The sequence below is a fragment of the Streptomyces sp. NPDC057616 genome (genome assembly GCF_042800575.1).
Lineage (GTDB): Bacteria > Actinomycetota > Actinomycetes > Streptomycetales > Streptomycetaceae > Streptomyces.
In genome coordinates this window covers 13,550-38,962 of record NZ_JBHVGU010000004.1, presented here as the reverse complement: position 1 = coordinate 38,962, position 25,413 = coordinate 13,550, and the positions used below count along the sequence as shown (strand labels likewise).

Sequence of the window (25,413 nt, the reverse complement as noted above, 5' to 3'; positions counted from 1 at the left end):
CGTTCTTCCCTCCCCCTGTCCCCAGGGGTGTGTGACGACCACCCACCCCTCGCATAGTCCAGGTGCTCACCCCTACCCACACCCCCCCCCTCTCCTTCTTCGGTCCCCCCGCCTCGCGGGGGAAATCAGCGCCGGTGGCCGACGGGGCGCTTCGGGGCGGGCTTCTTCGGCGCCTTCTTCTTCGGGGCCGGGGCGGGCCTGTGGGACTTCTTCACCGGGGCGATCTTGTGGAAGCTCATCGTGTTCTCCTTCGCTTTCGCGTCGTTCGCTTTCGACATGGAAAACACTACGGCATTACCGAAGGCGAAAAAGCCAATTCGCCTTAGACGTCAATAAGATTCGATGTGAGTTACCTCTGAAAACAAAAACTCAGACGGCGGCGGGAACCGAACCCGTATTCACACAGGACTTATCCGACGGCCAGCCCCGCGCCCTCGATCCGCACCCTGATCCCGTCCTTCTCCACGCGCACGTCCTTGAGCCGCAGCGCGCCGCGGTGCGGTGCGGGCAGCCGGAAGCCCAGGGACAGCCGGTCGGCGAGGACGGGGCGGGTGAGCCGGGGCAGCTCGTTCAGCAGGGCCGGGTCGAGGCCCAGGCGCTTGAGCAGGGCGGGGTGCTCCAGCGCCAGGTCGATCAGGTTCAGGCGCATGGCCCGGTGGACGAAGCGCGGTGTGCCGGTCACCCGTGCCAGCTCGTCGTCGGAACGCAGGGCCTCGCGCACGACGGAGTCGGGCACGCCGAGCCGGCGGATCACCGCCGGGACCGAGAACAGCGCCTTCGCCTTGCGTTTCTCGTGCGCGAGACGGGCGACGGAACGGCGGGTCAGATGCAGGCCCTCGGTGGACCGGGTGCCGGGCCGGTAGGTCGCCAGGTCCCCGATGTCCAGCTGCATGCCGCCGATCTGCGTGGCGATGCCGTGGTCGCCGTCGCGGCCGATGCGGGCGTCGGCCCGCAGCCGCAGGTCGTGGCCGGCCACCGGGAAGGTGCCGCGGGCCAGCACACGGTCGTGGCCGCGGCCGGTGAACGTGACCTGAGAGGCGCCGAGTTCACGGTTGAGGTCGGCGAAGGAGAGCAGGACGTCGCCGTCGAGCCGGGGAATACCCGCGCCCCGTACGGACGTCGGCCCGTCGGGGGCGTCCAGCCGTACGTCGTGCGCGGTCGCCGTGACCTTGGCGAGCGTGACCCGGTCGGCCGCCACGTCCGGCACGGTCACCCGCACCGAGTGCAGCCGCCCGTCGGCGAGTTGGGTGAGGAAGGGAAATCCGGCGATCTCCACCTCGGGCGCCGCGGTCAGCTTCATCCGGTCCTTGAGGACCTCGGCCGCGCGGTGCTCGGCGTACAGCAGGGCCCAGCGGTCGGCGAGGGTGAGGAAGGCGGTGAGGACGCAGAGGCCCGCCACCGCCTTGAGTGCGAAGGGCAGTCCGGCGAGGCGGCCGCGTTTGCGGCGGCGGCCGCCTCGCCGGTGGTTGGGCGGGGCCCAGGGCTCCTCGTCCTCCTCACCCTCGTTCGCGACAAAACCGTCGAAGGTGTCAAAGATGTTTATACCGGCATGCGTCGATATGTGGGGGGTACGCATCGAACCATCCGACCATGCGCACCGGCCCCACACGCAACCTCTACCGGGCCTGTGCGAGCTAGCTCACGATCGTGATCCGGCCAGGCACGGGCGGCGAAATCGGGCTCGACGCCGAGGAGTTGGCCGTCAAGTACTTCTCCAGGGCCGTCAGGTCGTCGGTGCCGACGAGGTCGTTCGTGCCCTGCCCGAGCGTCGTGAAGCCGTCGCCGCCGCCGGCGAGGAAGCTGTTGGTCGCGACGCGGTAGGTGGCGGCCGGGTCGATCGCGGCGCCGTTCAGCCGGATCGAGTCGGTGACGACCCGGTCCGCGCCGGTCTTCGTCAGGTCCAGGGTGTACGTCAGGCCCGACGACGGCTGGAGGACCTTCGGGGAGCTCGCGTTGGCGCCGCTCACCTGCTCCTTGAGGACCTGGACCAGCTGGGCACCGGTGAAGTCCTGGAGGTTCACGGTGTTGGAGAACGGCTGCACGGTGAAGCCCTCGGCGTAGGTCACCACGCCGTCGCCCTCGCTGCCGGTGGCCTTGTAGGTCAGGCCCGCCCGCACGCCGCCCGGGTTCATCAGCGCGAGGTCGGTCTCCGGGTCCAGCTCCTTGCCGTACGCCAGCTGGGCGTCGGCGATGAGGTCGCCCATCGGGGACTCGGTGCCGGCGTTCGGCACGTCGGCCGAGATGTAGCCGATGGGGCGGTTGCCGATCGGCGCCGCGAGGGTGTTCCACCTGCCGATCAGCTCGGTCATGTCGGGCGCCTTGGCCACGGTCCGGGTGACCACGTGGTTCGCCGACTTCACCGACGTGCGCGCGATGTCACCGGTGACGCGGTCGTACGTCAGCGTGGTGTCCGTGTAGAGGCGGCCGAAGGACGCGGCCGAGGTGACCATGCGGGGTTTGCCCGACGGGTCGGGGATCGTGCAGACGTACGCGTTGTGGGTGTGGCCGGTGACCAGGGCGTCCACGGCCGGGGTGATGTTCTTGGCGATGTCGACGATCGGGCCGGAGATGCCGCTGCCCGCGCCCGCGGCGTCGCAGTCGTAGTTGTACGCCCCGGAGGCCGGGAAGCCGCCCTCGTGGATCAGCGCCACGATCGACTTCACGCCCTGCTTCTGCAGCACCTTGGCGTACTTGTTGATCGTCTCGACCTCGTCCTTGAACTTCAGGCCCTTGACGCCCTCGGCGGAGACGACGTCCGGGGTGCCCTCCAGCGTCACGCCGATGAAGCCGACCTTGACGTCCTTCTTCTTCCAGACCCAGTACGGCCTGAGGATCGGCCGGTCCGTCTTCTCGTCGAGGACGTTGGCGGCGAGGTAGGGGAAGTCGGCGCCCTTGAACTTCTTGTCCGTGTAGCAGCCGTCGGTGGGGTGGCAGCCGCCGTTCTGCAGGCGTGCCAGCTCCTTGGCACCCTCGTCGAACTCGTGGTTGCCGACGGAGGTGACGTCCAGGTCGAGCTTGTTCAGCGCCTCGATGGTGGGCTCGTCGTGGAAGAGGCCCGAGATCAGCGGGGAGGCGCCGACCATGTCGCCGCCGGCCGCGGTGATGGAGTACGGGTGGCCCGTGCGGGCCTGGCGCAGATGGGTCGCCAGGTACTCGACGCCGCCCGCGTCGACGGTCTTCGTCGTGCCGTCGGGCTGGAGCTCGGTGACCCGCCCGGAGGAACCGGACGGCGGCTCCAGATTGCCGTGCAGGTCGTTGAAGGACAGCAGTTGCACGTCCTGGTAGCGGCCCGGGCCGTGGTGGCCGCCGCCCTTGGACTCGTGCGCGTCGGCCGGAAGCGCCGCGGCGAGCGCGCCGGCGGTGGCGAGACCGGCGGCCGCGGCGACCAGACGCAGCGTCCGTCTGCGGCGCGGACTCGGCTGGGAAGTGGCTGACATACGCCCCCCTGTGGGTCTGCTGAGGAAGTGGACCGTCCGGCGCAGAATAGGGTCAACGCGCGTAGCGCGAAAAGGGATAGGCGGTTACATCCTGGTTTCCCTTTGCCTCTCCCTTGACCCCCACTTTGCGGGTCCCTCCAATTACCCTCATACGCATGACCAGCGACGACACCGCCCGGCCCGGCCGGAACCGCTCCATCGAGACCTACTCCGCGCTGACCCCGGAGCAGACCGGGGCCGTGCTCTCCCTGCTCGCCGACGCCGCCCGCGAGGACGGCCAGCAGGCGGTGTCGGAACAGGGCCGCCTCCAGCTGCGCGGCGGGGTGCGCGAGGGCGTGTCCCATCTGCTGCTCAGCGCCGGTGACGAACTCGTCGGCTACGCCCAGCTGGAGGACACCGACCCGGTGGAGGCGCCGGCCGCCGAGCTCGTCGTCCACCCCGCGCACCGCGGGCAGGGGCACGGGCGGGCGCTGGGCTCGGCACTGCTCGCCGCCTCCGGCAAGCGGCTGCGGGTGTGGGCGCACGGCGGACACGCGGCGGCACGGCACCTCGCGCAGGTCCTCGGCCTCACGCTCTTCCGCGAACTGCGCCAGATGCGGCGGTCGTTGCGCGACCTGAACCTGCCCGAGCCGGTCCTGCCCGCGGACGTCACCGTCCGCGCCTTCGTGCCCGGCACCGACGACGCCGACTGGCTCGCGGTCAACTCCGCCGCCTTCGCCCACCACCCCGAGCAGGGCTCCCTCACCCAGCGCGACCTCGAGGACCGCATGGGCGAGCCGTGGTTCGACCCGGCGGGCTTCTTCCTCGCCTTCCGCGGCGCGGAGCTCGTCGGCTTCCACTGGACGAAGGTCCACGCGGCGGAGGAGCTCGGCGAGGTGTACGTCCTCGGCGTCCGGCCGGGCGCGCAGGGCGGCGGCCTCGGCAAGGCCCTCACCACCATCGGCCTGCGCCACCTGGCGGCCCAGGGCCTGCCGACCGCGATGCTCTACGTCGACGGGGACAACAAGGCCGCGGTGTCGGTGTACGAGCGGCTGGGATTCATCACGTACGAGACGGACTTGATGTACCGGACGGAAACCTGATCAGGGCGGCCGGCCGGCGCCGCAGCGGCTCCGGCAGGCACAGCGCCCACAGCACCACCGCCCCCGCCAGCAGCCACGCCCACCGGTGGTGCGCCGCCGCCCAGCGCTCGTCCCCGACCGGGACCAGCAGGTCCCAGCGGTCGGGCAGCAGCAGCGGCGCGGCGACGGCCGTGAAGAGGAAGGCCGCCGCCACCGACGGGCCCGGCGCGGGTGCGTCGGTCAGGCGCATGGCCGCCGCGCCGGCCGCGAGGGCCAGCACGCAGGTGGCCGCCGCCTCCAGGGTCAGGGCGCCGACCGGGGGTCGCACCCGCTCCGGGACGAGGAGGAGCGCGGCCGTCCACCACAGGGCGGTGACCGGCGTGACGAGCGCGAGCCTGAGGGCCGTGCGCAGGGCGCGCCGGGTCGGCACCGTAGCGGTGGTGTGCCGGGCCGGGTCGTCCAGGAGGAAGGCCAGGCCCAGCGCGTGCGCGAGGATCGCGGTGCGCAGCAGGGTCAGGGCGAGCCAGGCGTCCGGAGCAGCGCCCGTCAGCCGCGGCGCCCCGGCGATCAGCAGCCCGAGGCCGGCTCCCGCCGCCTGCGCACGCCAGGGCAGCGCGCGCAGGACGGGGAGGGCCAACTGCCGTGTCACTCGCACTTGTCCGCCGCCTTCGGAGCGGTCGCACCCAGCAGCTCGGCGACCCGCGCGGTCGTCACCTTCGGCGCCGTCAGCTCCGCCCAGTGCGCCTGCACGCGCGCGGCGACCGCCGTGGCCGGGCGGCCCAGCAGCTCCCGTACGACATCGGTCTGACCGGCCGTCATGTCCATCGGGTCCGTCGGCGACAGGACGATCGCGGAGCCGGTCACGCTGTCGTCGAGGCGGACGTTGCGCAGCGAGGTCATCGGGTCGGGCAGATGACTCAGGGCGAGCCACATGACGGTGACCATCCGGCCGTCGCACAGCGAGCCGGCCGCCTTCTCGTCGCCCGTGACCAGCACGGCGGCGACGGCGGCGGAGAACTCGGGGACCCGGTTGCCGCCCCAGCCGGTGCCGACCGACACCTGGTGCGGGTTGGCGGACGGCTGGATCGCGGCGTCGCTGTCCAGGCCGTAGCGGACGTCGATGCGCTGCCGTACGACCAGGGGCTGGGTGCGGGCGGCGCCGCCGGCCGCGGACTGCACGTCGTGCACCACCGCGGCCCAGGTGTCCGCCCGCGGCACCCACTCCGGGTAGGCGCAGTACGTGGAGGTCCCGCGTCGGACGCAGGTCTGCTCCTTCTCGGGGGAGACCGAGACCCGCTCCCGCGCCGCCGTGGTCGCGGCCGGCAGGGCACCGGTCTGCAGGACGCCGCCGGTCAGCGTGAGCGCCACCGCGCCCGCCACGGCGCCCGACAGGATCCAGCCGCGGCCGCCGCCCGCCAGCACCGCGAGCAGCGCCACGGTCAGGCCGAGCCCGGCGAGGTACAGGGCGTGCCAGGCGGCGGGCCGGTCCAGCAGGTCGGACGGCAGCGCCTTGGCGTTCGCCACGGTCACGACCGGCGCCAGCCAGCGCGTGCCGCGCTCGCCGCTGCCGGCCGGGAACCCTCCGCCGACGAACATCAGGAGCAGCAGCACGATGAGCATGGGCGCGGCGATCAGCGACGGCACCAGCCGGGCGAGCAGCACGCCGAGCATGCCGAACAGCAGCACCGTCAGCGGCCCGACGAGCAGTTCGGCGGGCGAGCCGCTGCCGACCGCGCCGGGGCGCAGCACCGCCCAGCCGAACTGGGCGAGCACGCCGACGGCGGTGAGCAGGGCGGCCGGGACGACGGCGAGCGCGTGGGCCGCCGTGCGCAGGGACTGCGGGAGCACCAGGACGGCGAAGTGCCGTTCCGTGTCGCGCCGCCGGGAGCGCAGCACCGCGCGGTTGGCGGACACCAGCACCGCGAGGCCGACCAGCATCGGGGTGCCCTGGGTGGCCCGGTCGGCGTCCTGGAGCGCGGGGAAGCCGTTCTCGAAGTCCGGCGTCTGCCACACGATCCAGGCGGCGTACGCCGCGAAGGCGAGCAGCACCGGCACGCTCAGCAGCAGCCGGCGTGCCTCGAAGCGGGCGAGGGCGAAGACGGCCGCCCAGGAGTGCCGGGTCCCGGTGCTGCGCACGGCGACCGGGGTCTCCTCCAGTGTCGCGGTCATGCGGCCACCGCCACGCCCGCGTCGTCCAGGGTGAGCAAGTAGCCGTCCTCCAGGGTGGGTTCGAGCAGGTCGGCGCCGTCGGGCGGGTTGCCGACGTTGCGGAAGGAGCCGGTTCCGGTGCGCCAGCCGGCCTTGGCGCCGGGGTCGCGTTCGGCGCTGCTCCACACCCGGCCGGCGGCCTGCGCGGTCAGTTCGGCGGGGGTGCCGTCGAAGCGGATGCGACCGCTCGCCATCACCAGGACGCGGTGGCAGAGCATCGCCACGTCCTCGGTCTGGTGCGTGGACAGCAGGACCGTGCGGCCCTCGCCCGCCTGGGCGATCAACTCCCGGAAGCGCATGCGCTGTTCGGGATCGAGGCCGACGGTCGGCTCGTCCAGCACCAGGAAGCCGGGGTCGCCGACGAGGGCGGCGGCGAGCGCGACGCGCTGCCGCATCCCGCCGGAGAGCTTCTTGATGCGCTTGCCGCGCACGGCGGCGAGGTCGACCTCGTCCAGGACCCGGCGCACCTCGCGGTGGCGCGCGGCCCGGTCCGTGAGCTCCTTGAGGATCGCCACGTAGTCGACGAACTCGAAGGCCGTGAAGTCCGGGTGGAAGCCGGGCGCCTGGGGCAGATAGCCGAGCCTGCGCCGCACCTCCTGCCGGCCGGCCGCCGAGGCGGGGTCGTGCCCGAGCGCGGTGAAGGCGCCCCGGTCGGCGGGCACGGCCGTGGCCAGCACCCGCAACAGGGTGGTCTTTCCGGCCCCGTTGGGTCCGAGCAGCCCGGTCACGCCCGGTGTCAGCCGCAGCGACACGTCGTCGAGGGCCTGCGTCCCGCCGTAGCGGAGGCTCAGCCCTGAGGCGGAGACGGTGGGGGTCATGCGGCACTCCTGGAGAAGAAGTCGAAGCGGTCACGGAAAAGGAAGAGAAGCCCCATGGCCAGGGCGGCCAGCACGGCGGCGGCCCCCTGCCCGGCGGCGGTGAACGCCACCGGCGGGCGGTCACCACCCGCCTGGGCGGCGAGCAGCGCGACCCACGCCCCGCCGACCACCGACGGCGCGAGCACCGGCCCGAGCCGGGGGGTCAGTGCGAGCCCGGTCGCGGTCAGGGCGAGGGCGGGCAGCAGCCACGCGAGGGCGCGCAGTCCGTAGGCCGGCAGGGCCAGCGTGGCCAGCAGGTTGAGCCCGATGCCGGTGGTGAGCACGGCGACGGTACGGATCATCAGCAGCCGGAACCCGTGCAGCGGGGCGACGACCGCCATCTCGTACGTCGGGTCCATCGCGGGCCCGTAGGCGAGCGCGACACCGGCGAGCGGCAGCAGCGGCGCGAGGGCCAGGAACAGCGTGGGCGAACCGGCCGAGTACACCGCCCCGACCGTCGCCACCAGCAGGAACACCACCGCCGCGAGCCAGGAGCGGCGCAGCACCGGGGTGGCCGTGAGCAGCCGTGCGGTGTGGTCGCCGATCCCCAGCCGCACCAGCAGCGACTCCAGCAGGCCGGGCCGGGGCGCGTCCAGCTCGGCGTCCAGCCGCTCCCAGCCCGCGTCGAGTGCGGCACCGTCGCCGGTCCGGGCGAGTACCGCCCGGCACTCGGCGCAGGCCACGAGGTGGGCGTCGGCGGACCACAGCAGCGGCGGCGCCAGCTCACCTCGGGCGTAGGCCCGTAGATCCTCTTCGGCGACATGCCAGGTCATACCGCCACCTCCCGCACCGGCTTCTCGCCCGTCCACCCGCTCATGCCAGCGCCTCCCGCAGTTGCTTCCGGGCCCGCATCGCCCGTGTCTTGACCGTGCCCGGGGGTATGCCGAGCAGGACGGCGGCCTCGCGGGTGGTGAGCCCGTCGACGACCGTGGCCTGCAGGACCGCCCGCAGTTCCGGCGAGAGCCGGACCAGGGCGCCCGCGAGGTCCCCGTGCTCCACCCCCGCGAGCACGCGCTCCTCCGCGGACGCCTCGTCCCGGTGCCGCAGCCGCGCGAGGGCCTGCCGCAGACGGCCGCGCGCCCCGTCGCCGCGCAGCGCGTCGATCAGCCGCCGCGACCCGATGCGCCACAGCCACCCCGCCGCGTCCGCGGAGCCCTCCTCGCGGTAGCGGGCCTTGCCCCGCCAGATCGCGAGGAACGTCTCCTGCACGACGTCGTCGACCACACCCGCGTCGGCGCAGCGGCTGCGCAGGCGCGCGGTCAGCCACGGCGCGTACCGCCGGTACAGCTCCTCGAAGGCGCGCCGGTCGCCGTCCGCGGCAATGGCGCGCAGCAGCTCCCCGTCGCTTCTCGTTTCGCTCACGTCTCCTCATCGGACGGCACGGCCGCATCGGTTCACAGGATCGCGCTTGACTTTGCCGCACCCCTTCCACCACCCTTTCACTACTCAATTAGTGAAAGGGTGGTTGTACGGGTGGTCGAGTACCGCATCGACCGGCGCTCCGGCGTCGCCACCTACGTCCAGATCGTCCAGCAGACCAAGCAGGCCCTCCGCCTCGGCCTCCTGGAGCCGGGGGACAAGCTCCCCACGGCCCGCGAGGTGGTGGAGGCCACCGCGGTCAACCCCAACACCGTCCTCAAGGCCTACCGCGAGCTGGAGCGCGAGGGCCTGGTCGAGGCCCGCCGCGGGCTCGGCACCTTCGTCCGCAGGACGCTCGGTGCCCAGCCGGCCGACTCGCCGCTGCGGGCCGAACTCGACGCCTGGGCGCAGCGCGCCCGCGCCGCCGGCCTCGACCGCGAGGACGCCGACGCCCTGTTCGGCGCCGTCCTCGACGCGCACTTCCCGAAATCCGACGAGCTCTTCCCTGAGGGGGACCAGTGAGTTCCACGAGCACCACCCCGGCCGTCGCCCTGGAGGCGACCGGGCTCGGCATGCGGTACGGCAAGAGGGCCCCCGCGGCCCTCGACGACTGTTCCTTCCGCCTGCCCTCCGGCCGGATCAGCGCGCTGGTCGGCCCCAACGGCGCGGGCAAGTCGACCCTGCTGTCCCTCGCCGCCGGCCTGCTGCGGCCCACCTCCGGCACGCTCACCGTGCTCGGCGGGGCGCCGGGCGAGTGCCGCGACCGCATCGCCTACCTCGGGCAGAAGAAGCCGCTCTACCCGCGGCTGACCATCGCCGAGACCCTGCGCCTGGGCGCCGAGCTCAACCCGGACCGCTGGGACGCGGCCCGCGCCGCCGCGATCGTCGAGCAGGGCGCACTCGACCCCGGCCTGAAGGTGGGCGGCCTCTCCGGCGGCCAGCACACCCGCGTCGCCCTCTCCCTCGCCCTCGGCAAGCGGCCCGAGCTGCTGCTGCTCGACGAGCCGATGGCCGACCTCGACCCGCTCGCCCGGCACGAGCTCATGGGCACCCTGATGGCGGACGCCGCCGAACACGGCACCACCGTCCTGATGTCCTCGCACATCGTCAGCGAGCTCGCCGACTCCTGCGACCACCTGCTGCTCCTGACCGGCGGCCGGATACGGCTCGGCGGCGGCATCGACGACCTGCTCGCCGCGCACACCGTGGTCACCGGCCGCGGCACGAGCGCCGACCTCGCCCCGCACACCGTCGTCGAGGCCCGTGCGGCCGGCCGCGGCACGACCGCCCTGATCCGCCGCGACGGCCCGGTCGAGAGCACCTGGACCACCGAAGAACCGTCCCTGGAGGAACTCCTGCTCGCCCATCTGCGCTCCCCCGACGTCCCCGCCCTGCTCACCCCGAGCACGGCCGCGGCCCCCGTGGCGGTGACGGCATGAGCGCCGCCACCCTGCCGGCCCCCGCGCCGGCCCGCCGCACGCTCACCCGCCCCCGCGGCCTGGTCTGGACGGTGCTGCGCCTGCACCGCACCGCGCTGTGGGTCTGGCTCGCCTTCGTCGCCGCCACCTCCGGCTTCCTGCTGTGGCTGACCGGCCCCGCCGCCGACGCCACCCAGCGCAAGCTCGAGACGTTCGGCTACGCCGGGGTCCTGGAGGCCTCCTCGACCCGGCAGACGCTGTACGCCTTCACCTCGGGCGCGTACAACAACCTCTTCTACGACCCCGACAACCTGATCACGCTCGGCTCCTTCGCCGCCGCCCTGTTCGCGGCCGGGCCGCTGATCACCCGCGAGCTGGAGGACGGCACCGCGCAGCTGGCCTGGACGCAGTCGGTCTCCCCCGCGCGCTGGCTCGCCGCCAAGCTCGCCGTGCCCGCGTGCTTCCTCGTCCTCGGCAACAGCCTGCTGGCCGCGCTGTACCACCGGCTGTGGGACGCGCACAGCAACCTTCTCGTGGCCGGCATCGACCCGCGCGCGCTCTACTTCTCGCTCGGCCCGGCCACCGTCGCCGCGCCGCTGCTGGGCCTCGCCCTCGGCGTGCTCATCGGCCTCGCGGTGCGCCGCACACTGCCCGCGCTCGCGCTCTCCGGGTTCGCCTACTTCCTGATCTACGCCTTCCGCGGCAACCACTGGCCCTTCCAGGGCCGTTACACGCAGCCGGAGCCGTTCTCCCACAGCTGGGCGATCAGCACCTCCGGCGCCAAGGTCGCCGACCCGGGTTGCTACACCGACCGCCACTGCCTGGCGAAGCACCACATCGCCCGCTTCGCCCGCGAGTACCTGCCCTCCCCGGACTACTGGCCCCGCCAGCTCCTGGAGACGGGCGTCCTGCTGGCCCTGACCGCTCTCGCCGTCGCCGGGGCCTTCGCCGTCCTGCGCCGCCGCGCCGTGTGACGCATCCGGCTCCCCCGCTGTCCCTCCCGGGCTTCCACGGACGGGAGGGACATCCGTATCCTCCGGAGGCGGCCCGTCAGCCAGGTCTTGGAGCCTGTGGACCAACCCCCGTCGTCCGCCCGCAGCGCAGGCGGGGGTTTGTTCACAGGCTCTTACGGTCCACCCGCCGGCGTAGACGCCCGGGAGCCGCCCCCGGATATCCCGCACGCCATGTCGCCGTAACCAACGGTTCAGACGGGCTTGCGACGCTCGGCCAATGACGCCCTCCGTGCCGAAACCTTCGCCACCCCCAGAGGGGCCCGCGGGGAACGGGGACGCCCTAGGGGAACCCGGGACAGGCCCCGGCTCCATGAATGCCCTCCCTCCCGCGCTTTCCGACGCGCCCGTATCGCCCGTGGCGCGGAAGAATGGGTTCATGAGTCAGCACGACACCGCCCAGGCACAGGTCCAGCACGCGCAGCCCTCCGTGGGCTCCATAGCCGCGCACCGCCCGCACACGGTGGCCGCAGCGGTATCCGACCTGGAACCCGACATCGATGCGGACCTCGACGCGTACGAGGAGTCGCCGTACGACGGGCCCCAGCTGCCGCAGGGTCGTTTCCTCGACCGGGAGCGAAGCTGGCTCGCGTTCAACGAGCGCGTCCTGGAGCTCGCCGAGGACCCGAACACACCCCTGCTCGAACGGGCCAACTTCCTCGCGATCTTCGCCAGCAACCTGGACGAGTTCTTCATGGTCCGGGTGGCCGGTCTGAAGCGGCGCATCGCCACCGGCGTCGCCACCCGTTCGGCGTCCGGTCTCCAGCCGCGTGAAGTGCTGGAGATGATCTGGGCGCGCTCGCGCGAACTCATGGCCCGGCACGCCGCCTGCTACCACGAGGACGTCGCCCCCGCGCTCGCGGAGGAGGGCATCCACCTCGTCCGCTGGAGCGAGCTGACGGAGAAGGAGCAGGCACGCCTGTTCACGCTCTTCCGGCACCAGATCTTCCCGGTCCTGACCCCCCTGGCGGTCGACCCGGCGCACCCCTTCCCGTACATCTCGGGCCTCTCCCTGAACCTGGCCGTCGTCGTGCGCAACCCCGTCACGGGCCACAAGCACTTCGCCCGCGTCAAGGTGCCGCCGCTGCTGTCCCGCTTCCTGGAGAGCTCCCCGGGCCGCTACGTCCCCATCGAGGACGTCATCGCGGCCCACCTGGAGGAGCTGTTCCCGGGCATGGAGGTCCTGGAGCACCACGCCTTCCGGCTCACCCGCAACGAGGACCTCGAGGTCGAGGAGGACGACGCCGAGAACCTGCTCCAGGCCTTGGAGAAGGAGCTCATGCGGCGCCGCTTCGGGCCGCCGGTGCGCCTGGAGGTCGAGGAGTCCATCGACCGCGAGGTACTGGACCTGCTGGTGCGCGAGCTGAAGATCTCCGAGGCCGAGGTGTACCCGCTGCCGGGTCCCCTGGACCTCACGGGCCTCTTCCGCGTCGCCGGCCTCGACCGCCCCGAGCTGAAGTACCGCAAGTTCGTCGCCGGCGTCCACCGCGACCTCGCCGAGGTCGAGTCGGCCTCCGCGCCCGACATCTTCGCGGCGCTGCGCAGCCGGGACGTCCTGCTGCACCACCCGTACGACTCCTTCTCCACCTCCGTGCAGGCGTTCCTGGAGCAGGCGGCCAACGACCCGGACGTCCTCGCCATCAAGCAGACGCTGTACCGCACCTCCGGCGACTCCCCCATAGTCGACGCGCTCATCGACGCCGCCGAGGCCGGCAAGCAGGTCCTGGTGCTGGTCGAGATCAAGGCCCGGTTCGACGAGCACGCCAACATCAAGTGGGCGCGCAAGCTGGAGGAGGCGGGCTGCCACGTCGTCTACGGCCTGGTCGGCCTCAAGACGCACTGCAAGCTCTCCCTGGTGGTCCGCCAGGAGGGCGACACGCTACGGCGCTACAGCCACGTCGGCACCGGCAACTACCACCCGAAGACGGCGCGGCTCTACGAGGACCTCGGCCTGCTCACCGCCGACCCCCAGGTGGGCGCCGACCTCTCGGACCTGTTCAACCGGCTGTCCGGATATTCGCGCCGGGAGACCTACCGCCGTCTCCTGGTCGCCCCCAAGTCCCTGCGCGACGGCCTCATCTCGCGGATCAACAAGGAGGCCCAGCACCACCGTGCGGGCCGTCCCGCCTTCGTCCGCATCAAGGTCAACTCGATGGTCGACGAGGCCGTCATCGACGCGCTCTACCGGGCGTCGCAGGCCGGCGTGCCGGTCGACATCTGGGTGCGGGGCATCTGCGCCATCCGCCCGGGCGTGGCGGGCCTGTCGGAGAACATCCGGGTCCGCTCCGTCCTCGGCCGCTTCCTCGAGCACTCCCGGGTCTTCGCCTTCGGCAACGGCGGCGAGCCCGAGGTGTGGATCGGCAGCGCCGACATGATGCACCGCAACCTCGACCGCCGTATCGAGGCCCTGGTCAGGGTTACCGACCCGGCCCACCGCGCAGCCTTGAACCGGCTGCTGGAGACGGGCATGTCCGACACCACCTCCTCCTGGCACCTCGGGCCGGACGGCGACTGGGTCCGGCACGCCACCGACGCGGACGGCCAACCCCTGCGGAATGTCCAGGAGATGCTCATAGACGCCCGGAGGCGCCGGCGTGGCACAGCAACACCTTGACCCGACGGACCCCACGGCCGGGCCCGCCCCCACAGGTGACGCCCTCGCGGGCTATCTGCGGGCCCAGGCCACGGAGTTCCTTCGCGCCCTGCGGCAGCACCGGGAGACCGGAGCCGCGGCCCAGGGCGGCCCGGAGGATCCCGTCGACGCGGCGCGCGCCCTGCGCCGCTCGGTCCGCCGCATCAGCGGCAGCCTGCACACCTTCCGCCCCCTGCTGGACGCCGACTGGTCCGAACTGCTGCGCCCTGAACTGGCCTGGCTGTCGGGGACGTTGACGATGGAGCACGCGTACGCGGCGCGCCTGGAACGACTGCTGCTGGCGCTGCACCGGCTGTCGGGCGCGGCGGCCTTCCCGGTCCAGACGGCGACCGCGGCGGGCATGTCCGCCGTCGTGGACGCGAGCCCGGGCGGCCGGGACGCGCCCACGGCGGACCGCGGCAACCTGACCGTCGGCGCGGCGAAGGCGGGCGCCCTGCTCGAACGCCAGCTGACCCTCGCCCGGACCCGCGCGCACAGCACCGCCCTTCAGGCCCTGGGATCGAGCCGCTTCCACGCGGTCGCCGACAAGGTCGCCGTGCTGGCCAGCGAGGTCCCGCTCACGGCCGCCGCCCCCACGACCGACCTGCGCCCACCGGCCGCCGCGGCCGAGGAGCGGCTGACCGACGCCGTGGCCGCGCTGCCGCTCGTCACCGCGGGCAGCCCGTACAACGCGGCGGCCCTGATTCACGGCCTCTCCCCGGACCCCTCGCCGCACCCCCAGGACGCCCCCTGGCACCAGGTCCGGCTGCTGCTGCGGCTGCACCGCTACGCCCGCGAGACCTTGTACGGCACGAAGGGCCCGATCGACGTCCGCCTGCTGACCGCGGGCCAGGCCCTCGACCGCCACCGCGACGCCTCCGAGGCCGCGGCCGCGGCGGCCGCGGCGGCCCGCACCCCCCGCATCGCCCCGGCCACCGCCTACGCGCTCGGGGTGCTCCACGCGGACCAGCGGCACGAGGTGGAGGCGGCCCGCTTCGCCTTCCAGCAGTGCTGGCAGAAACAGGCGGTGAGCACGTCCTGAGCTGTGAACCTTCGTCGAAGGAGGCGGTGAGCCGGTGACACAGACCAACGACACCCTCATCCAGGCGGCCGGCTGCGTCCTGTGGCGCCGTTCCCCGGTCGACGGCGAGGTGGAGATCTGCCTCGTCCACCGGCCGAAGTACGACGACTGGTCACACCCCAAGGGCAAGCTGAAGCGCGGCGAGGACCCGGTCACCGGAGCACTGCGCGAGGTCGAGGAGGAGACGGGGTACACCGCCGTCCCCGGGGGCGAGCTGGCCACCCTGCGGTACATGGTCAACGGCCGCCCCAAACAGGTGCGTTACTGGGCGGCGGAGGCATCCGGAGGCCACTTCACGCCCAACGACGAGGTGGACCGCATCCTGTGGCTGTCCCCCGCCGCGGCCCGCAGCCGCCTGACCCAGTTCCGCGACCGCAACCTCGTCGACGAACTGCTGCCCCGTTAGCTCTTCACCGAGGTCGAATGCCCGTCGGCGTCCGTACGGGCCTGGCTGCGGGCTCTGCGCGCGGGGCCGCGCCACCCGCAGCTGCACCGTGCGAAACAGAACCGGCCCTGTTCGACCGTCGTCGTGCGATGTTCCTGCTGCGCCACGCCGACAACGTTACCGAGCCCGCCTTCTGCATTCATCAGCTGTCTCCGGCAGCGGGCTTACGGATGTGCGTGACGGCCCCCTGTCACCCGTCGTTAAGCGGAACGAGCCCGTGACGGACGTACCGGCTGGGGGTAGACAGACGATGGCGGAGCTGCAGCACACGGGAAGGGCCGTCGCGGCGGGACTGATGGTCTGCGTCTGCGTCGGGGCCGCCGGCTGCGCGGGCACCGGGTCCGCCGCCGAGGACCCACGCGCCTCCGACCCCGTCGAGACCCTGCGGCACGCCGCCGGCACCCTGGTGGACGCGGGCACCTCGAAGGCCAGCACCTCGATGGAGATGGCCACCGGCGGCACCCGCGTCACGATCCGCGGCGAGGGCGACTACGACTACCGGCGGCAGGTCGGCAGCCTGCGCGTGCAGCTCCCGCAGACCCCGGCCGGCACCGCCGAGCACCGGCCGATCACCGAACTCCTCGCCCCCGGCGCCCTGTTCATGAAGAACCGGGGCGCGGGCGTGCCGGCCGACAAGTGGGTACGGGTCGACACCGCCGCCCTCTCCGACGGCAACCTGGTGACCGGCGGGGCCACCGACCCCTACGCCGCGGCGGAGTTGCTGCGCGGGACGCGCACGGCGACCTATCTCGGCCACACCGAGTTCGCGGGCGTCGAGGTGCGCCACTACCGCGGCACCGCCGACCTCGCGACGGCGGCGAAGGGCGCCTCGGAAGGCGTCCGCGCCTCGCTGGCCGCGGCGGCGAAAGGGTTCGCCACCGCCGAGGTGCCGTTCGACGCCTACCTCGACGACCAGGGCCGCATCCGCAAGGTCCGGCACCGGTTCAGCTTCGTCAACGGGCGCGAGAAGAGCACGGTCGCGGTCGCCTCGACGACCCTGCTGTACGACTTCGGGGCCCCCGTGGACGTACGGTTGCCGGCGTCGAAGGACATCTACGCGGGGAAGATCGCCGAGTAGCGGGCCGTGCGCGAGGATGACCGGCGGGCGTCAAGAACTAGCCCGTCCGTGCCATGCGCGGTGCGTAGGCCGCTCCCTACTCTAGGAAGTCGGTAACGGCAGAGATGAGGTGATGCACGTGGCTCCGGTCGGCGGTACGGCAGTTCAGGACCACGTGGCCCTCGCCGAGATCGAGCTGTGCGGAGAGCTGATCATCGCGGCCTCGGCCGCGGAGGAGCGGCTCAGCCTGGAGAGCATCGACGAGGTGCTGAAAGTGGCCGAGGAGCGGGCCCGTGCAGGGGACACGGACGCCTGACCCCCCATGCTTCGGGGCGCGGCCGGGCATCTGCCCGCCGCGCCCCGGCTCCGTGCCGGACGCCTCCCGCGGGACGGCTCAGGTGCGCAGCAGCCGCCCGATCGCCTTCGTGGCCTCCTCGACCTTCGCGTCGATCTCGTCACCGCCCTTGACGGCGGCGTCGGCGACGCAGTGCCGCAGGTGCTCCTCCAGCAGCTGCAGCGCGAAGGACTGCAGGGCCTTGGTGGAGGCGGACACCTGGGTGAGTATGTCGATGCAGTAGGTGTCCTCGTCCACCATCCGCTGCAGCCCCCGGATCTGGCCCTCGATCCGGCGCAGGCGCTTGAGATGCTCGTCCTTCTGCTTGTGGTACCCGTGCGTCACGTTTTGTGCGCTGTTGTCGGTGGGCGCGGTCGCGCCGGCCTCGGTGGTCGTCATCGCGTCCTCCCACAAGACGTGCGGACATATACCCCAGGTGGGTATATCGTATCGAACTTTGCTGGGTATAGGGCCCTTGGCCGACACCGGAACCGAAGCCTCGTACCGCCCCCGTGCCGAGCACTCTGCCCGATGGGCGACACTGGGGGACGGCCCATTAGCCGTGGCCGGATGATGCGCCTAGCATCAGCCTGACCGAAACCGAAGCATCTAGAGGACCCCACGTGCGCTTTCGTCTGACCCCCAGGGAGACGAGCTTCTACGACATGTTCGCCGCATCCGCGGACAACATCGTCACCGGCTCGAAGCTCCTGATGGAACTGCTCGGGGCGGACGCACCTGCCCGGGCCGAGATCGCAGAGCGTATGCGGGCCGCGGAACACGCAGGCGACGACGCCACGCACGCGATCTTCCACCAGCTGAACTCCTCGTTCATCACGCCGTTCGACCGCGAGGACATCTACTCCCTCGCCTCGTCCCTCGACGACATCATGGACTTCATGGAGGAGGCCGTCGACCTGGTCGTCCTCTACAACGTGGAGGAACTCCCCAAGGGCGTCGAGCAGCAGATCGAGGTCCTGGCGCGGGCGGCCGAGCTGACGGCCGAGGCCATGCCGAACCTGCGGACGATGGACAACCTCACCGAGTACTGGATCGAGGTCAACCGGCTGGAGAACCAGGCCGACCAGATCCACCGCAAGCTCCTCGCGCACCTCTTCAACGGCAAGTACGACGCGATCGAGGTGCTGAAGCTGAAGCAGATCGTGGACGTGCTGGAAGAGGCCGCGGACGCTTTCGAGCACGTGGCGAACACGGTGGAGACCATCGCCGTCAAGGAGTCCTGAGGCGTCGATGGACACCTTTGCTCTGATCGTGACCATCGCGGTCGCGCTCTTCTTCACGTACACCAACGGCTTCCACGACTCGGCGAACGCGATCGCGACGTCCGTGTCGACCCGGGCGCTGACCCCCCGCGCGGCGCTCGCGATGGCCGCCGTGATGAATCTCGCGGGCGCCTTCCTGGGCTCCGGGATCGCCAAGACCGTCAGCGAGGGCCTGATCGAGACCCCGCAGGGCTCGCAGGGGATGGCCATCCTCTTCTCCGCCCTGGTCGGAGCGATCGTCTGGAACCTCGTCACCTGGTACTTCGGCCTGCCCTCCTCGTCCTCCCACGCGCTGTTCGGCGGTCTGGTGGGCGCGGCGCTGGCGGGCGGCACGGAGGTCATCTGGCACGGCGTGATCGACAAGATCGTCATCCCGATGTTCCTGTCGCCGATCGTCGGCCTGATCGTCGGCTACCTCGTCATGACGGCGATCCTGTGGCTCTTCCGCCGGTCCAACCCGCACAAGGCCAAGCGCGGCTTCCGTATCGCGCAGACGGTCTCGGCGGCGGGCATGGCGCTCGGGCACGGCCTCCAGGACGCCCAGAAGACGATGGGTGTCGTGGTGATGGCACTGGTGATTTCCGGCCACGAGACGTACGGCGACCCGATCCCGGTCTGGGTCAAGATCGTCTGCGCGGTCATGCTCTCCCTGGGCACCTACGCCGGCGGCTGGCGCATCATGCGCACGCTCGGACGCAAGATCATCGAGCTGGACCCGCCGCAGGGCTTCGCCGCGGAGACCACCGGCGCGGCGATCATGTTCACCACGGCCTTCATCTTCAAGGCCCCCATCTCCACCACCCACGTCATCACCTCGGCGATCATGGGCGTCGGCGCCACCAAGCGCGTGAACGCGGTCCGCTGGGGCGTGGCCAAGAACATCGTTCTGGGCTGGTTCATCACGATGCCGGCAGCGGCCTTGGTGGCGGCGGCAGCGTACTGGCTCGTGGACCTGGCGTTCCTGTAGGAGTCTGGGCCCTTGCCCGGCACGCACCTTTGATGCGCCGGTCCGCATCCCCCAGCCCGTCCGGCGATTGAGGACGAGGCCGTTCAGGCCGAAAGGGGGGCTGGGGGGGCGCAGGCCCCCAGGAGGGGCCGCAGACGACGACGGGCCCGCCCCCGGGAGCCAGGGGCGGGCCCCTATCGTCCCCCGCGGTGGCACCGCCATGCAGCACCGCGAGGGGTCCGTACCGGCCTAGCCGAAGCGGCCGGAGATGTAGTCCTCCGTCGCCTGGACCGACGGGTTGGAGAAGATCCGCTCCGTGTCGTCGATCTCGATCAGCTTGCCGGGCTGCCCGACGGCGGCGAGGTTGAAGAACGCCGTACGGTCCGAGACACGCGCGGCCTGCTGCATGTTGTGCGTCACGATGACGATCGTGAAGCGCTCCTTCAGCTCACCGATCAGGTCCTCGATGGCGAGGGTGGAGATCGGGTCCAGGGCGGAGCAGGGCTCGTCCATGAGCAGCACCTTCGGCTCGACCGCGATCGCCCGCGCGATGCACAGCCGCTGCTGCTGACCGCCGGACAGGCCCGAGCCCGGCTTGTTCAGCCGGTCCTTGACCTCGTTCCAGAGGTTCGCGCCCTTGAGCGACTTCTCCACGATGTCCGCGAGCTCGCTCTTCTTGTAGCTGCCGTTCAGCCGCAGCCCCGCCGCGACGTTGTCGAAGATCGACATCGTCGGGAACGGGTTCGGGCGCTGGAAGACCATGCCGATCTCCCGGCGCACGGACACCGGGTCGATCCCGGAGCCGTACAGATCCTCGTCGTCGAGCAGCACCTTGCCCTCCACACGGCCGCCCGGGGTGACCTCGTGCATGCGGTTGAGGGTGCGCAGGAACGTCGACTTGCCGCAGCCGGAGGGGCCGATGAAGGCCGTCACCGTGCGGGGCTCCACGGTCATCGAGATGTCCTCGATCGCCTTGTGGGAGCCGTAGTACGCGGTCAGCCCGCTGACGTCGATTCGCTTGGCCATGATTACGTCACTTCCAGATTTCTTCGGTCGCCGTTGGCCGCGTCAGCGACCGGTCTTCGGGGCCTTCCAGCGGGCGATCGCCCGGGCCACCAGGTTCAGGATCATCACGAAGGCGATCAGCGTGAGAGAGGCCGCCCAGGCCCGGTCGTACGCCGCGTTCGCGCCTGCGCTGTTCGCGTACTGCTGGTAGATGTACAGCGGCAGCGACTGCTGCGCCCCTTCGAAGGGGTTGTTGTTGATGAACCGGTTTCCGAACACGAGCAGCAGCACCGGGGCCGTCTCGCCCGCGATACGGGCGACGGCCAGCATGATGCCGGTCGTGATGCCGCCGATGGAGGTCGGCAGGACCACCTTCAGGATCGTGCGCCACTTCGGGATGCCCAGCGCCAGGGACGCCTCACGCAGCTCGTTCGGGACGAGCTTGAGCATCTCCTCCGTGGAGCGGACCACGATCGGCATCATCAGGATGGCCAGCGCCAGCGAACCGGCGAAGCCGAAGGGCTGCATGTCGAAGATCAGCATCAGCGACAGGATGAACAGACCCGCGACGATCGACGGGATGCCCGTCATCACGTCGACGAAGAAGGTGACCGAGCGGGCGAGCGCGCCGCGGCCGTACTCGACGAGGTAGATCGCGGTGAGCACGCCGACCGGCGCGGCCATGATCGTGGCGAGGCCGACCTGCTCGATGCTGCCGATGATGGCGTGGTAGATGCCACCGCCCGGCTGGGAGTCGGCGACGATGCCCATCGAGTGGGTCAGGAAGTAGACGTCGAGGACCTTGATGCCGCGCGCGACGGTCGTCCAGATCAGGGAGACCAGCGGTATGACGGCAATCACGAAGGCCGTCCAGACCAGGCCGGTCGCGATGCGGTCCTTGGCCTGCCGGCGGCCCTCGACGCTCGCGGCGATGGTGTACGTGCCGACGAGGAAGAGCAGTGCGGCGATCAGACCCCACTGGATCTTGCTGTCGAGCCCGGCGGCCAGGCCGATGCCGACGGCCAGGGCCACGGAGCCGGCGGCGATCGCCCAGGGCGACCACTTCGGCAGGCTGGCGCCGCGCAGGGTGCTGGGGCGCTTCTCGGCGATGGCGGCGTTGCTCATGCGTTGGCCCCCGAGTACTCCTTGCGGCGGGCGATGATCATGCGTGCCGCGCCGTTGACCAGCAGGGTGATGACGAACAGGACCAGACCGGAGGCGATCAGCGCGTCACGGCCGAACTCGTCCGCCTCACCGAACTTGCTGGCGATGTTCTGGGCGAAGGTGCCACCGCCCGGGTTGAGCAGGCTGGCGTGGATCAGGAAGTCCGGGGAGAGCACGGTGGCGACGGCCATCGTCTCGCCGAGCGCGCGGCCGAGACCGAGCATCGAGGCGGAGATCACGCCGGAGCGGCCGAAGGGCAGGACGGCCATACGGATGACCTCCCACCGCGTGGCGCCGAGGGCGAGGGCCGCTTCCTCGATCATCTTCGGAGCCTGGCGGAAGACCTCACGGCTCACGTTGGTGATGATCGGCAGGATCATGATCGCGAGCAGGATGCCCACGGTGAGCATCGAGCGCGGGGCGCCCTGCTCCCAGGAGAAGAGCCCGGTCCAGCCGAGGTAGTCGTTGAGCCAGCCGAAGAGGCCGTTCATGTGCGGTACGAGGATCAGCGCGCCCCACAGGCCGTAGACGATGGACGGCACGGCGGCGAGCAGGTCGATCACGTAGGCGATCGGGCCGGCCAGCTTGCGCGGGGCGTAGTGCGTGAGGAACAGCGCGATGGCCACCGCGATCGGGACCGCGATGACCATGGCGATGATCGAGGAGATCACCGTGCCGTAGGCCAGGACCGCGATGCCGAAGGACGGCGGCTGGATGTTGGTGTTCCACTCGAAGGTGGTGAGGAAGCTCGTGTGGTCCTTGCTGATGGCGAGGCTCGCACGGTAGGTGAGGAAGACCGCGATCGCGGCCATGATCACCAGCAGCAGGATGCCCGACCCGCGGGACAGACCGAGGAAGATCCGGTCACCGGGCCGGGTGGCTCCCCGGGACGCTCGCTTCTGATCGGCGAGGGAGGGGCCGGGGGCAGGGGGTGGAGTGTCAGCTATCTGTGTGGAATCCATCGGGTTCTCCGGTCTGCGGAGCCGTGCTCGTGGCGTGGCCCTGCGAAGCCGTACGCGGCGTACGGCTCGTGGCGGCGGTGCACCGGACGATGCGGTCCGGTCCCGGTGGAAGCCCGGGACCGGACCGCACTCGGATCAGCTCAGGCCCTCGATGGTGGTGCGGACCTTGGCGATGATGTCGGCGGGGATGGGGGCGTACTTCAGACCGCTGAGGACGTTCTGGCCGTCCTCGGAGGCGATGTAGCGCAGGAACGCCTTGGTGGCGGGCAGGGTGTCCGCCTTGTTGCCCTTGTCACAGGCGATCTCGTAGGTGACCAGGGTGATCGGGTAGGCGCCGTCGGCCTTGGTGGCGTAGTTCAGCTCGAGGGACAGGTCCTTGCCCGTGCCCACGACCTTGGCGTCGGCGATCGCCTTGGAGGCGGAGTCGCTGCTCGGGGCGACCGGCGCGCTGGCACCCGTGTTGATGCTGACGGCCTTCATGCCGTCGGCGACGTACGAGAGCTCGAAGTAGCCGATGGCGCCGTTGGTCTGCTTGACCTGGGCGGCCACACCGGAGGACTGCGCGGCGGACTGGCCGCCCTTGGCCTGCCAGGCCTTGCCGCCCGAGTACTTCCAGTCGTTCGGGGCGGTCGCCTTCAGGTACTTGGTGAAGTTGTCCGTGGTGCCGGACTCGTCCGAGCGGTGGAACGCCTGGATCTTGAGGTCGGGCAGCTTGGCGGACGGGTTCAGCTTCTTGATCGCCGGGTCGTTCCACTTGGTGATCTTGCTGTCGAAGATCTCGGCGAGCGTCTTGGCGTCCAGGACCAGGTTGTCCACGCCGGAGAGGTTGTAGCCGACCGCGATCGGGCCGCCGACCATCGGCAGGTCGATGCCCTGGCCGCCGGAGCAGACCTTCTTGGAGGCGGTGACCTCTTCGGGCTTCAGCGCCGAGTCGGAACCGGCGAAGGCGAGCTGGCCCTGGGTGAAGGAGGTGACACCCGCGCCGGAGCCGCCGGCCTTGTAGTTGATCTGCACGCCGCAGGCCTTGGAGAACTGCGCGACCCAGGCGTCGATCGCGTTCTTCTGCGCGGACGAGCCGTCGGACAGCAGCTGCCCCTTGGCGTTGTCGCACTTGATCGAGCTGGCGGCACCGGTCGCGGAGGCGCTGCTGCCGCTGCCGCCGCCGCTGGTGTCGTCGGAGCCGCACGCCGTGAGGACCAGGGCGCTCGACGCGGCGATGGCACCGAGGGCGATGGCCCGCCGATTCATGCGCTGAAGCTTCACTTGAAAGAATTCCTTCCAGGAGCCGCCGTCCTGAATCCGGCGGCGTGCGGAGTCGAAAACTTGGGCGACATGAGGTCGCCCCCTTCGAGCGGCCCGCATCGCGTAAGGCCGAAATTAGGCAGATCAGGTGAAGCCGCCGATGGCCACAAATGAACGCAAGGTGAACCCCTGCAGACGTTGTGGTTAGGTCACGGAACGCTTACGGGCAGAGCACACCCTGATTCCGGTCCACGGTGACAGAGCGGTGACACTTCCTTCTGGAACCCGTGGGGTCGGCGAGCCGTCTCGTTCCCCGAGAGCAATCGGGAGGCACAGCATGGAACGGCGTACGTTCATAGGCGGCGGCGCGGCCGCCCTCGCCGCGGTCGCCACGGCCTGCAAAGGCGGGGCCGCCGACGCGGACACCAGCAGTTCGTCGTCCCCCTCATCGTCCTCCGGTACGTCGGTCCGGGCCACCGGAGCCCTTGCCGCCCCCGCGAACTGGACCGCCCTCGCGCACGACCTGGACGGCAGCCTGATACGCCCGGGCGAGACCGACTGGGCCGCGGCCCGCCAGCTCTACAACACCCGCTTCGACGGCCTGAAGCCCGCGGCCGTGGCCTACGCCGCCCACGCCGACGACATCCGCACGACCCTCGCCTACGCCCGCGCCCACCACATCCAGGTCGCGATCCGCAACGGCGGCCACTCGTACGCGGGCTGGTCCTCCGGCAACGGCAAGCTGATCCTCGACGTCTCCCGGCTGAAGCAGATCCGGGTGAGCGGCGGCCAGGCCGTCGTCGGCGCCGGCGCCAAGCTGATCGACGTCTACCGCGGCCTCGCCGCGAAGGGCGTGACCATACCCGCCGGCTCCTGCCCCACGGTCGGCGTCTCCGGCCTGGTCCTCGGCGGCGGCCACGGCGTGGTCTCCCGGGCCTACGGCCTGACCTGCGACAACCTCACTCAGGCGACGCTGATCACGGCGGACGGCAAGGAGCTCGTCGCGAACGCCACCGAGAACAAGGACCTGTTCTGGGCCCTGCGCGGCGCGGGCAACGGCAACTTCGGCGTCGTGACCGAACTGCACTTCAGGACCCACCCGGCCCCGCAGGCCGTGACGGGCTATCTCACATGGCCCTGGTCGAAGGCGGCCGCGGTCGTCAAGGCCTGGCAGGAGTGGGGCCCGAGCCAGCCCGACGAGATCTGGTCCTCCCTGCACCTGGCGAACGCGGCGGGCGGCACCCCGACCGTCTCCGTCGCCTGCTTCTCCATCGGCGGCTACGGCGAGCTGAAGAACGCCGTGGACCGGCTGGCCGACAAGGTCGGCGCGAACGCGAGCAGCGTCTCGCTGCGCCGCCGCGGCTACGAGGAGGCCATGGAGATCTACGCCGGCTGCTCCTCCTTCTCCTCCCAGGCGCAGTGCCACCTGCCCGGTCCCACCCCGGGCCGCTCCCCGCAGGGCGCGCTCGGCCGGGAGACCTACGCGGCACGCTCCGACTTCTTCGACCGCTCGATCTCGGCCACCGGGATACAGACACTGCTGAAGCAGATGACGTCGGTGCGGGGCGGCTCCGGCAGCATCGCCCTGACGGCGCTCGGCGGCGCGGTCAACCGCGTCTCCCCCACGGCCACGGCCTTCGTCCACCGCCGCTCCCGGATGCTGGCGCAGTACATCGCGTCCTGGCGGGCCGGCACGACGGGCTCCACCGCCCAGTCCTGGCTGACCTCGGCCCACGACGCGATGAAGCCGTACGCCTCCGGGGCGGCTTACCAGAACTACACGGACCCGACGCTCACCAACTGGCGCAAGGCCTACTACGGTGACGCGGCGGCCCGCCTGGCGACGCTGAAGAAGCAGTACGACCCGAACCGCTTCTTCACCTACCCGCAGGCGCTGTAGGGCTCGCCGCAG

At 71.4% G+C, this 25,413-nt stretch carries 25 protein-coding genes; 12 read left to right on the top strand and 13 right to left on the bottom strand.

Translation table 11 applies throughout. The features are described from left to right. Positions 1-409 precede the first annotated feature (409 nt). A complete protein-coding gene (locus ACFU97_RS05475; RefSeq protein WP_384251236.1) occupies positions 410-1,576 on the bottom strand; it encodes a DUF2993 domain-containing protein in 1,167 nt (388 codons plus the stop codon). Positions 1,577-1,634: 58 nt separating this feature from the next. Then, a complete protein-coding gene (locus tag ACFU97_RS05470) occupies positions 1,635-3,437 on the bottom strand; it encodes a bifunctional metallophosphatase/5'-nucleotidase (protein ID WP_384251234.1) in 1,803 nt (600 codons plus the stop codon). Between the two features lie 155 nt (positions 3,438-3,592). Here ACFU97_RS05470 and mshD point away from each other — a divergent pair, with 155 nt between their 5' ends. Continuing rightward, the gene (gene mshD / locus ACFU97_RS05465) at positions 3,593-4,519 is read left to right on the top strand and encodes a mycothiol synthase (RefSeq protein ID WP_384251232.1); all 927 of its coding nucleotides are present in this window, start codon (positions 3,593-3,595) and stop codon (positions 4,517-4,519) included. On the opposite strand, the gene ACFU97_RS05460 is transcribed toward mshD, so the two are convergent. Genes ACFU97_RS05460 through ACFU97_RS05440 form a run of 5 tightly spaced genes read right to left on the bottom strand, consistent with a single transcriptional unit; the run spans position 4,479 to position 8,925 of the window. Further along, positions 4,479-5,147: an ABC transporter gene (locus ACFU97_RS05460; protein ID WP_384251230.1), complete on the bottom strand. Its 669-nt coding sequence runs from the start codon at positions 5,145-5,147 to the stop codon at positions 4,479-4,481. The two genes, mshD and ACFU97_RS05460, sit on opposite strands and share 41 nt — an antisense overlap. Then, positions 5,144-6,667, bottom strand: a complete 1,524-nt coding sequence (locus ACFU97_RS05455) for an ABC transporter permease (RefSeq protein ID WP_384251228.1) — start codon at positions 6,665-6,667, stop codon at positions 5,144-5,146. The genes ACFU97_RS05460 and ACFU97_RS05455 overlap by 4 nt, the downstream gene beginning before the upstream one ends. Continuing rightward, the gene (locus ACFU97_RS05450; protein WP_384251225.1) at positions 6,664-7,524 is read right to left on the bottom strand and encodes an ABC transporter ATP-binding protein; all 861 of its coding nucleotides are present in this window, start codon (positions 7,522-7,524) and stop codon (positions 6,664-6,666) included. The genes ACFU97_RS05455 and ACFU97_RS05450 overlap by 4 nt, the downstream gene beginning before the upstream one ends. After that, a complete protein-coding gene (locus ACFU97_RS05445; protein WP_384251222.1) occupies positions 7,521-8,336 on the bottom strand; it encodes a zf-HC2 domain-containing protein in 816 nt (271 codons plus the stop codon). Before ACFU97_RS05445 ends, ACFU97_RS05450 begins: the two co-directional genes overlap by 4 nt. A 40-nt stretch (positions 8,337-8,376) precedes the next feature. Continuing rightward, positions 8,377-8,925 carry an RNA polymerase sigma factor gene (locus ACFU97_RS05440; RefSeq protein ID WP_384251220.1) on the bottom strand — a complete coding sequence of 183 codons (549 nt, stop codon included), beginning with the start codon at positions 8,923-8,925 and terminating at the stop codon, positions 8,377-8,379. Between the two features lie 111 nt (positions 8,926-9,036). On the opposite strand from ACFU97_RS05440, the gene ACFU97_RS05435 reads away from it, so the two are divergent. From ACFU97_RS05435 to ACFU97_RS05410, 6 genes are all read left to right on the top strand, one after another. Next, a complete protein-coding gene (locus ACFU97_RS05435) occupies positions 9,037-9,444 on the top strand; it encodes a GntR family transcriptional regulator (RefSeq protein WP_384251985.1) in 408 nt (135 codons plus the stop codon). Next, the gene (locus ACFU97_RS05430; protein ID WP_384251217.1) at positions 9,441-10,361 is read left to right on the top strand and encodes an ABC transporter ATP-binding protein; all 921 of its coding nucleotides are present in this window, start codon (positions 9,441-9,443) and stop codon (positions 10,359-10,361) included. The genes ACFU97_RS05435 and ACFU97_RS05430 overlap by 4 nt, the downstream gene beginning before the upstream one ends. Then, positions 10,358-11,314 carry a hypothetical protein gene (locus ACFU97_RS05425; protein WP_384251214.1) on the top strand — a complete coding sequence of 319 codons (957 nt, stop codon included), beginning with the start codon at positions 10,358-10,360 and terminating at the stop codon, positions 11,312-11,314. Before ACFU97_RS05430 ends, ACFU97_RS05425 begins: the two co-directional genes overlap by 4 nt. A 415-nt stretch (positions 11,315-11,729) precedes the next feature. Next, entirely contained in the window at positions 11,730-13,964 is a 2,235-nt protein-coding gene (locus ACFU97_RS05420) for an RNA degradosome polyphosphate kinase (RefSeq protein ID WP_384251211.1), read from the top strand. Continuing rightward, positions 13,945-15,024 (top strand): CHAD domain-containing protein, encoded by a 1,080-nt coding sequence (locus ACFU97_RS05415; RefSeq protein WP_384251208.1) that lies wholly within the window; start codon positions 13,945-13,947, stop codon positions 15,022-15,024. The genes ACFU97_RS05420 and ACFU97_RS05415 overlap by 20 nt, the downstream gene beginning before the upstream one ends. A gap of 34 nt (positions 15,025-15,058) precedes the next feature. Next, entirely contained in the window at positions 15,059-15,469 is a 411-nt protein-coding gene (locus ACFU97_RS05410) for an NUDIX hydrolase (RefSeq protein WP_384251205.1), read from the top strand. On the opposite strand, the gene ACFU97_RS05405 is transcribed toward ACFU97_RS05410, so the two are convergent. Then, on the bottom strand, positions 15,466-15,651 hold the full coding sequence (locus ACFU97_RS05405; RefSeq protein WP_384251202.1) for a hypothetical protein: 186 nt from the start codon (positions 15,649-15,651) through the stop codon (positions 15,466-15,468). The two genes, ACFU97_RS05410 and ACFU97_RS05405, sit on opposite strands and share 4 nt — an antisense overlap. Positions 15,652-15,758: 107 nt before the next feature. Here ACFU97_RS05405 and ACFU97_RS05400 point away from each other — a divergent pair, with 107 nt between their 5' ends. Both ACFU97_RS05400 and ACFU97_RS05395 read left to right on the top strand, forming a co-directional pair. Continuing rightward, positions 15,759-16,586 (top strand): hypothetical protein, encoded by an 828-nt coding sequence (locus tag ACFU97_RS05400; protein ID WP_384251200.1) that lies wholly within the window; start codon positions 15,759-15,761, stop codon positions 16,584-16,586. Positions 16,587-16,698: 112 nt separating this feature from the next. Next, the gene (locus tag ACFU97_RS05395; protein ID WP_384251197.1) at positions 16,699-16,881 is read left to right on the top strand and encodes a hypothetical protein; all 183 of its coding nucleotides are present in this window, start codon (positions 16,699-16,701) and stop codon (positions 16,879-16,881) included. Between the two features lie 78 nt (positions 16,882-16,959). Here ACFU97_RS05395 and ACFU97_RS05390 read toward each other — a convergent pair whose 3' ends face one another. Continuing rightward, the gene (locus ACFU97_RS05390) at positions 16,960-17,298 is read right to left on the bottom strand and encodes a metal-sensitive transcriptional regulator (RefSeq protein ID WP_384251194.1); all 339 of its coding nucleotides are present in this window, start codon (positions 17,296-17,298) and stop codon (positions 16,960-16,962) included. Between the two features lie 224 nt (positions 17,299-17,522). Between ACFU97_RS05390 and ACFU97_RS05385 the strand changes: the two genes are divergently transcribed. Then, positions 17,523-18,143 (top strand): DUF47 domain-containing protein, encoded by a 621-nt coding sequence (locus ACFU97_RS05385; protein WP_069780066.1) that lies wholly within the window; start codon positions 17,523-17,525, stop codon positions 18,141-18,143. 7 nt (positions 18,144-18,150) lie between these two features. Continuing rightward, positions 18,151-19,149 carry an anion permease gene (locus tag ACFU97_RS05380; protein WP_384251191.1) on the top strand — a complete coding sequence of 333 codons (999 nt, stop codon included), beginning with the start codon at positions 18,151-18,153 and terminating at the stop codon, positions 19,147-19,149. 228 nt (positions 19,150-19,377) lie between these two features. Here the strand turns inward: ACFU97_RS05380 and pstB are convergent, their stop codons facing one another. The 4 genes from pstB to pstS form a co-directional block, all read right to left on the bottom strand. Next, positions 19,378-20,154, bottom strand: a complete 777-nt coding sequence (gene pstB / locus ACFU97_RS05375; protein WP_384251188.1) for a phosphate ABC transporter ATP-binding protein PstB — start codon at positions 20,152-20,154, stop codon at positions 19,378-19,380. A gap of 42 nt (positions 20,155-20,196) precedes the next feature. Next, positions 20,197-21,258 (bottom strand): phosphate ABC transporter permease PstA, encoded by a 1,062-nt coding sequence (pstA, locus tag ACFU97_RS05370; protein WP_384251185.1) that lies wholly within the window; start codon positions 21,256-21,258, stop codon positions 20,197-20,199. Further along, complete coding sequence (gene pstC / locus ACFU97_RS05365; protein WP_384251182.1) at positions 21,255-22,259, bottom strand: phosphate ABC transporter permease subunit PstC; 1,005 nt, start codon at positions 22,257-22,259, stop codon at positions 21,255-21,257. Before pstC ends, pstA begins: the two co-directional genes overlap by 4 nt. Before the next feature lie 135 nt (positions 22,260-22,394). Continuing rightward, a complete protein-coding gene (pstS, locus tag ACFU97_RS05360) occupies positions 22,395-23,522 on the bottom strand; it encodes a phosphate ABC transporter substrate-binding protein PstS (RefSeq protein ID WP_384251179.1) in 1,128 nt (375 codons plus the stop codon). Positions 23,523-23,838: 316 nt separating this feature from the next. On the opposite strand from pstS, the gene ACFU97_RS05355 reads away from it, so the two are divergent. Further along, the gene (locus ACFU97_RS05355) at positions 23,839-25,401 is read left to right on the top strand and encodes an FAD-binding oxidoreductase (RefSeq protein ID WP_384251176.1); all 1,563 of its coding nucleotides are present in this window, start codon (positions 23,839-23,841) and stop codon (positions 25,399-25,401) included. Positions 25,402-25,413 lie beyond the last annotated feature (12 nt).

What these genes read in the sequence shown, in the direction of transcription:
- ACFU97_RS05475 (WP_384251236.1), bottom strand. Translation starts at nt 1,576, where the DNA reads ATGCGTACCCCCCACATATCGACGCATGCCGGTATAAACATCTTTGAC.
- ACFU97_RS05470 (WP_384251234.1), bottom strand. Translation starts at nt 3,437, where the DNA reads ATGTCAGCCACTTCCCAGCCGAGTCCGCGCCGCAGACGGACGCTGCGT.
- mshD (WP_384251232.1), top strand. Translation starts at nt 3,593, where the DNA reads ATGACCAGCGACGACACCGCCCGGCCCGGCCGGAACCGCTCCATCGAG.
- ACFU97_RS05455 (WP_384251228.1), bottom strand. Translation starts at nt 6,667, where the DNA reads ATGACCGCGACACTGGAGGAGACCCCGGTCGCCGTGCGCAGCACCGGG.
- ACFU97_RS05450 (WP_384251225.1), bottom strand. Translation starts at nt 7,524, where the DNA reads ATGACCCCCACCGTCTCCGCCTCAGGGCTGAGCCTCCGCTACGGCGGG.
- ACFU97_RS05445 (WP_384251222.1), bottom strand. Translation starts at nt 8,336, where the DNA reads ATGACCTGGCATGTCGCCGAAGAGGATCTACGGGCCTACGCCCGAGGT.
- ACFU97_RS05425 (WP_384251214.1), top strand. Translation starts at nt 10,358, where the DNA reads ATGAGCGCCGCCACCCTGCCGGCCCCCGCGCCGGCCCGCCGCACGCTC.
- ACFU97_RS05420 (WP_384251211.1), top strand. Translation starts at nt 11,730, where the DNA reads ATGAGTCAGCACGACACCGCCCAGGCACAGGTCCAGCACGCGCAGCCC.
- ACFU97_RS05405 (WP_384251202.1), bottom strand. Translation starts at nt 15,651, where the DNA reads ATGAATGCAGAAGGCGGGCTCGGTAACGTTGTCGGCGTGGCGCAGCAG.
- ACFU97_RS05400 (WP_384251200.1), top strand. Translation starts at nt 15,759, where the DNA reads ATGGCGGAGCTGCAGCACACGGGAAGGGCCGTCGCGGCGGGACTGATG.
- ACFU97_RS05395 (WP_384251197.1), top strand. Translation starts at nt 16,699, where the DNA reads ATGCACGTGGCTCCGGTCGGCGGTACGGCAGTTCAGGACCACGTGGCC.
- ACFU97_RS05390 (WP_384251194.1), bottom strand. Translation starts at nt 17,298, where the DNA reads ATGACGACCACCGAGGCCGGCGCGACCGCGCCCACCGACAACAGCGCA.
- ACFU97_RS05380 (WP_384251191.1), top strand. Translation starts at nt 18,151, where the DNA reads ATGGACACCTTTGCTCTGATCGTGACCATCGCGGTCGCGCTCTTCTTC.
- pstB (WP_384251188.1), bottom strand. Translation starts at nt 20,154, where the DNA reads ATGGCCAAGCGAATCGACGTCAGCGGGCTGACCGCGTACTACGGCTCC.
- pstA (WP_384251185.1), bottom strand. Translation starts at nt 21,258, where the DNA reads ATGAGCAACGCCGCCATCGCCGAGAAGCGCCCCAGCACCCTGCGCGGC.
- pstC (WP_384251182.1), bottom strand. Translation starts at nt 22,259, where the DNA reads ATGGATTCCACACAGATAGCTGACACTCCACCCCCTGCCCCCGGCCCC.
- ACFU97_RS05355 (WP_384251176.1), top strand. Translation starts at nt 23,839, where the DNA reads ATGGAACGGCGTACGTTCATAGGCGGCGGCGCGGCCGCCCTCGCCGCG.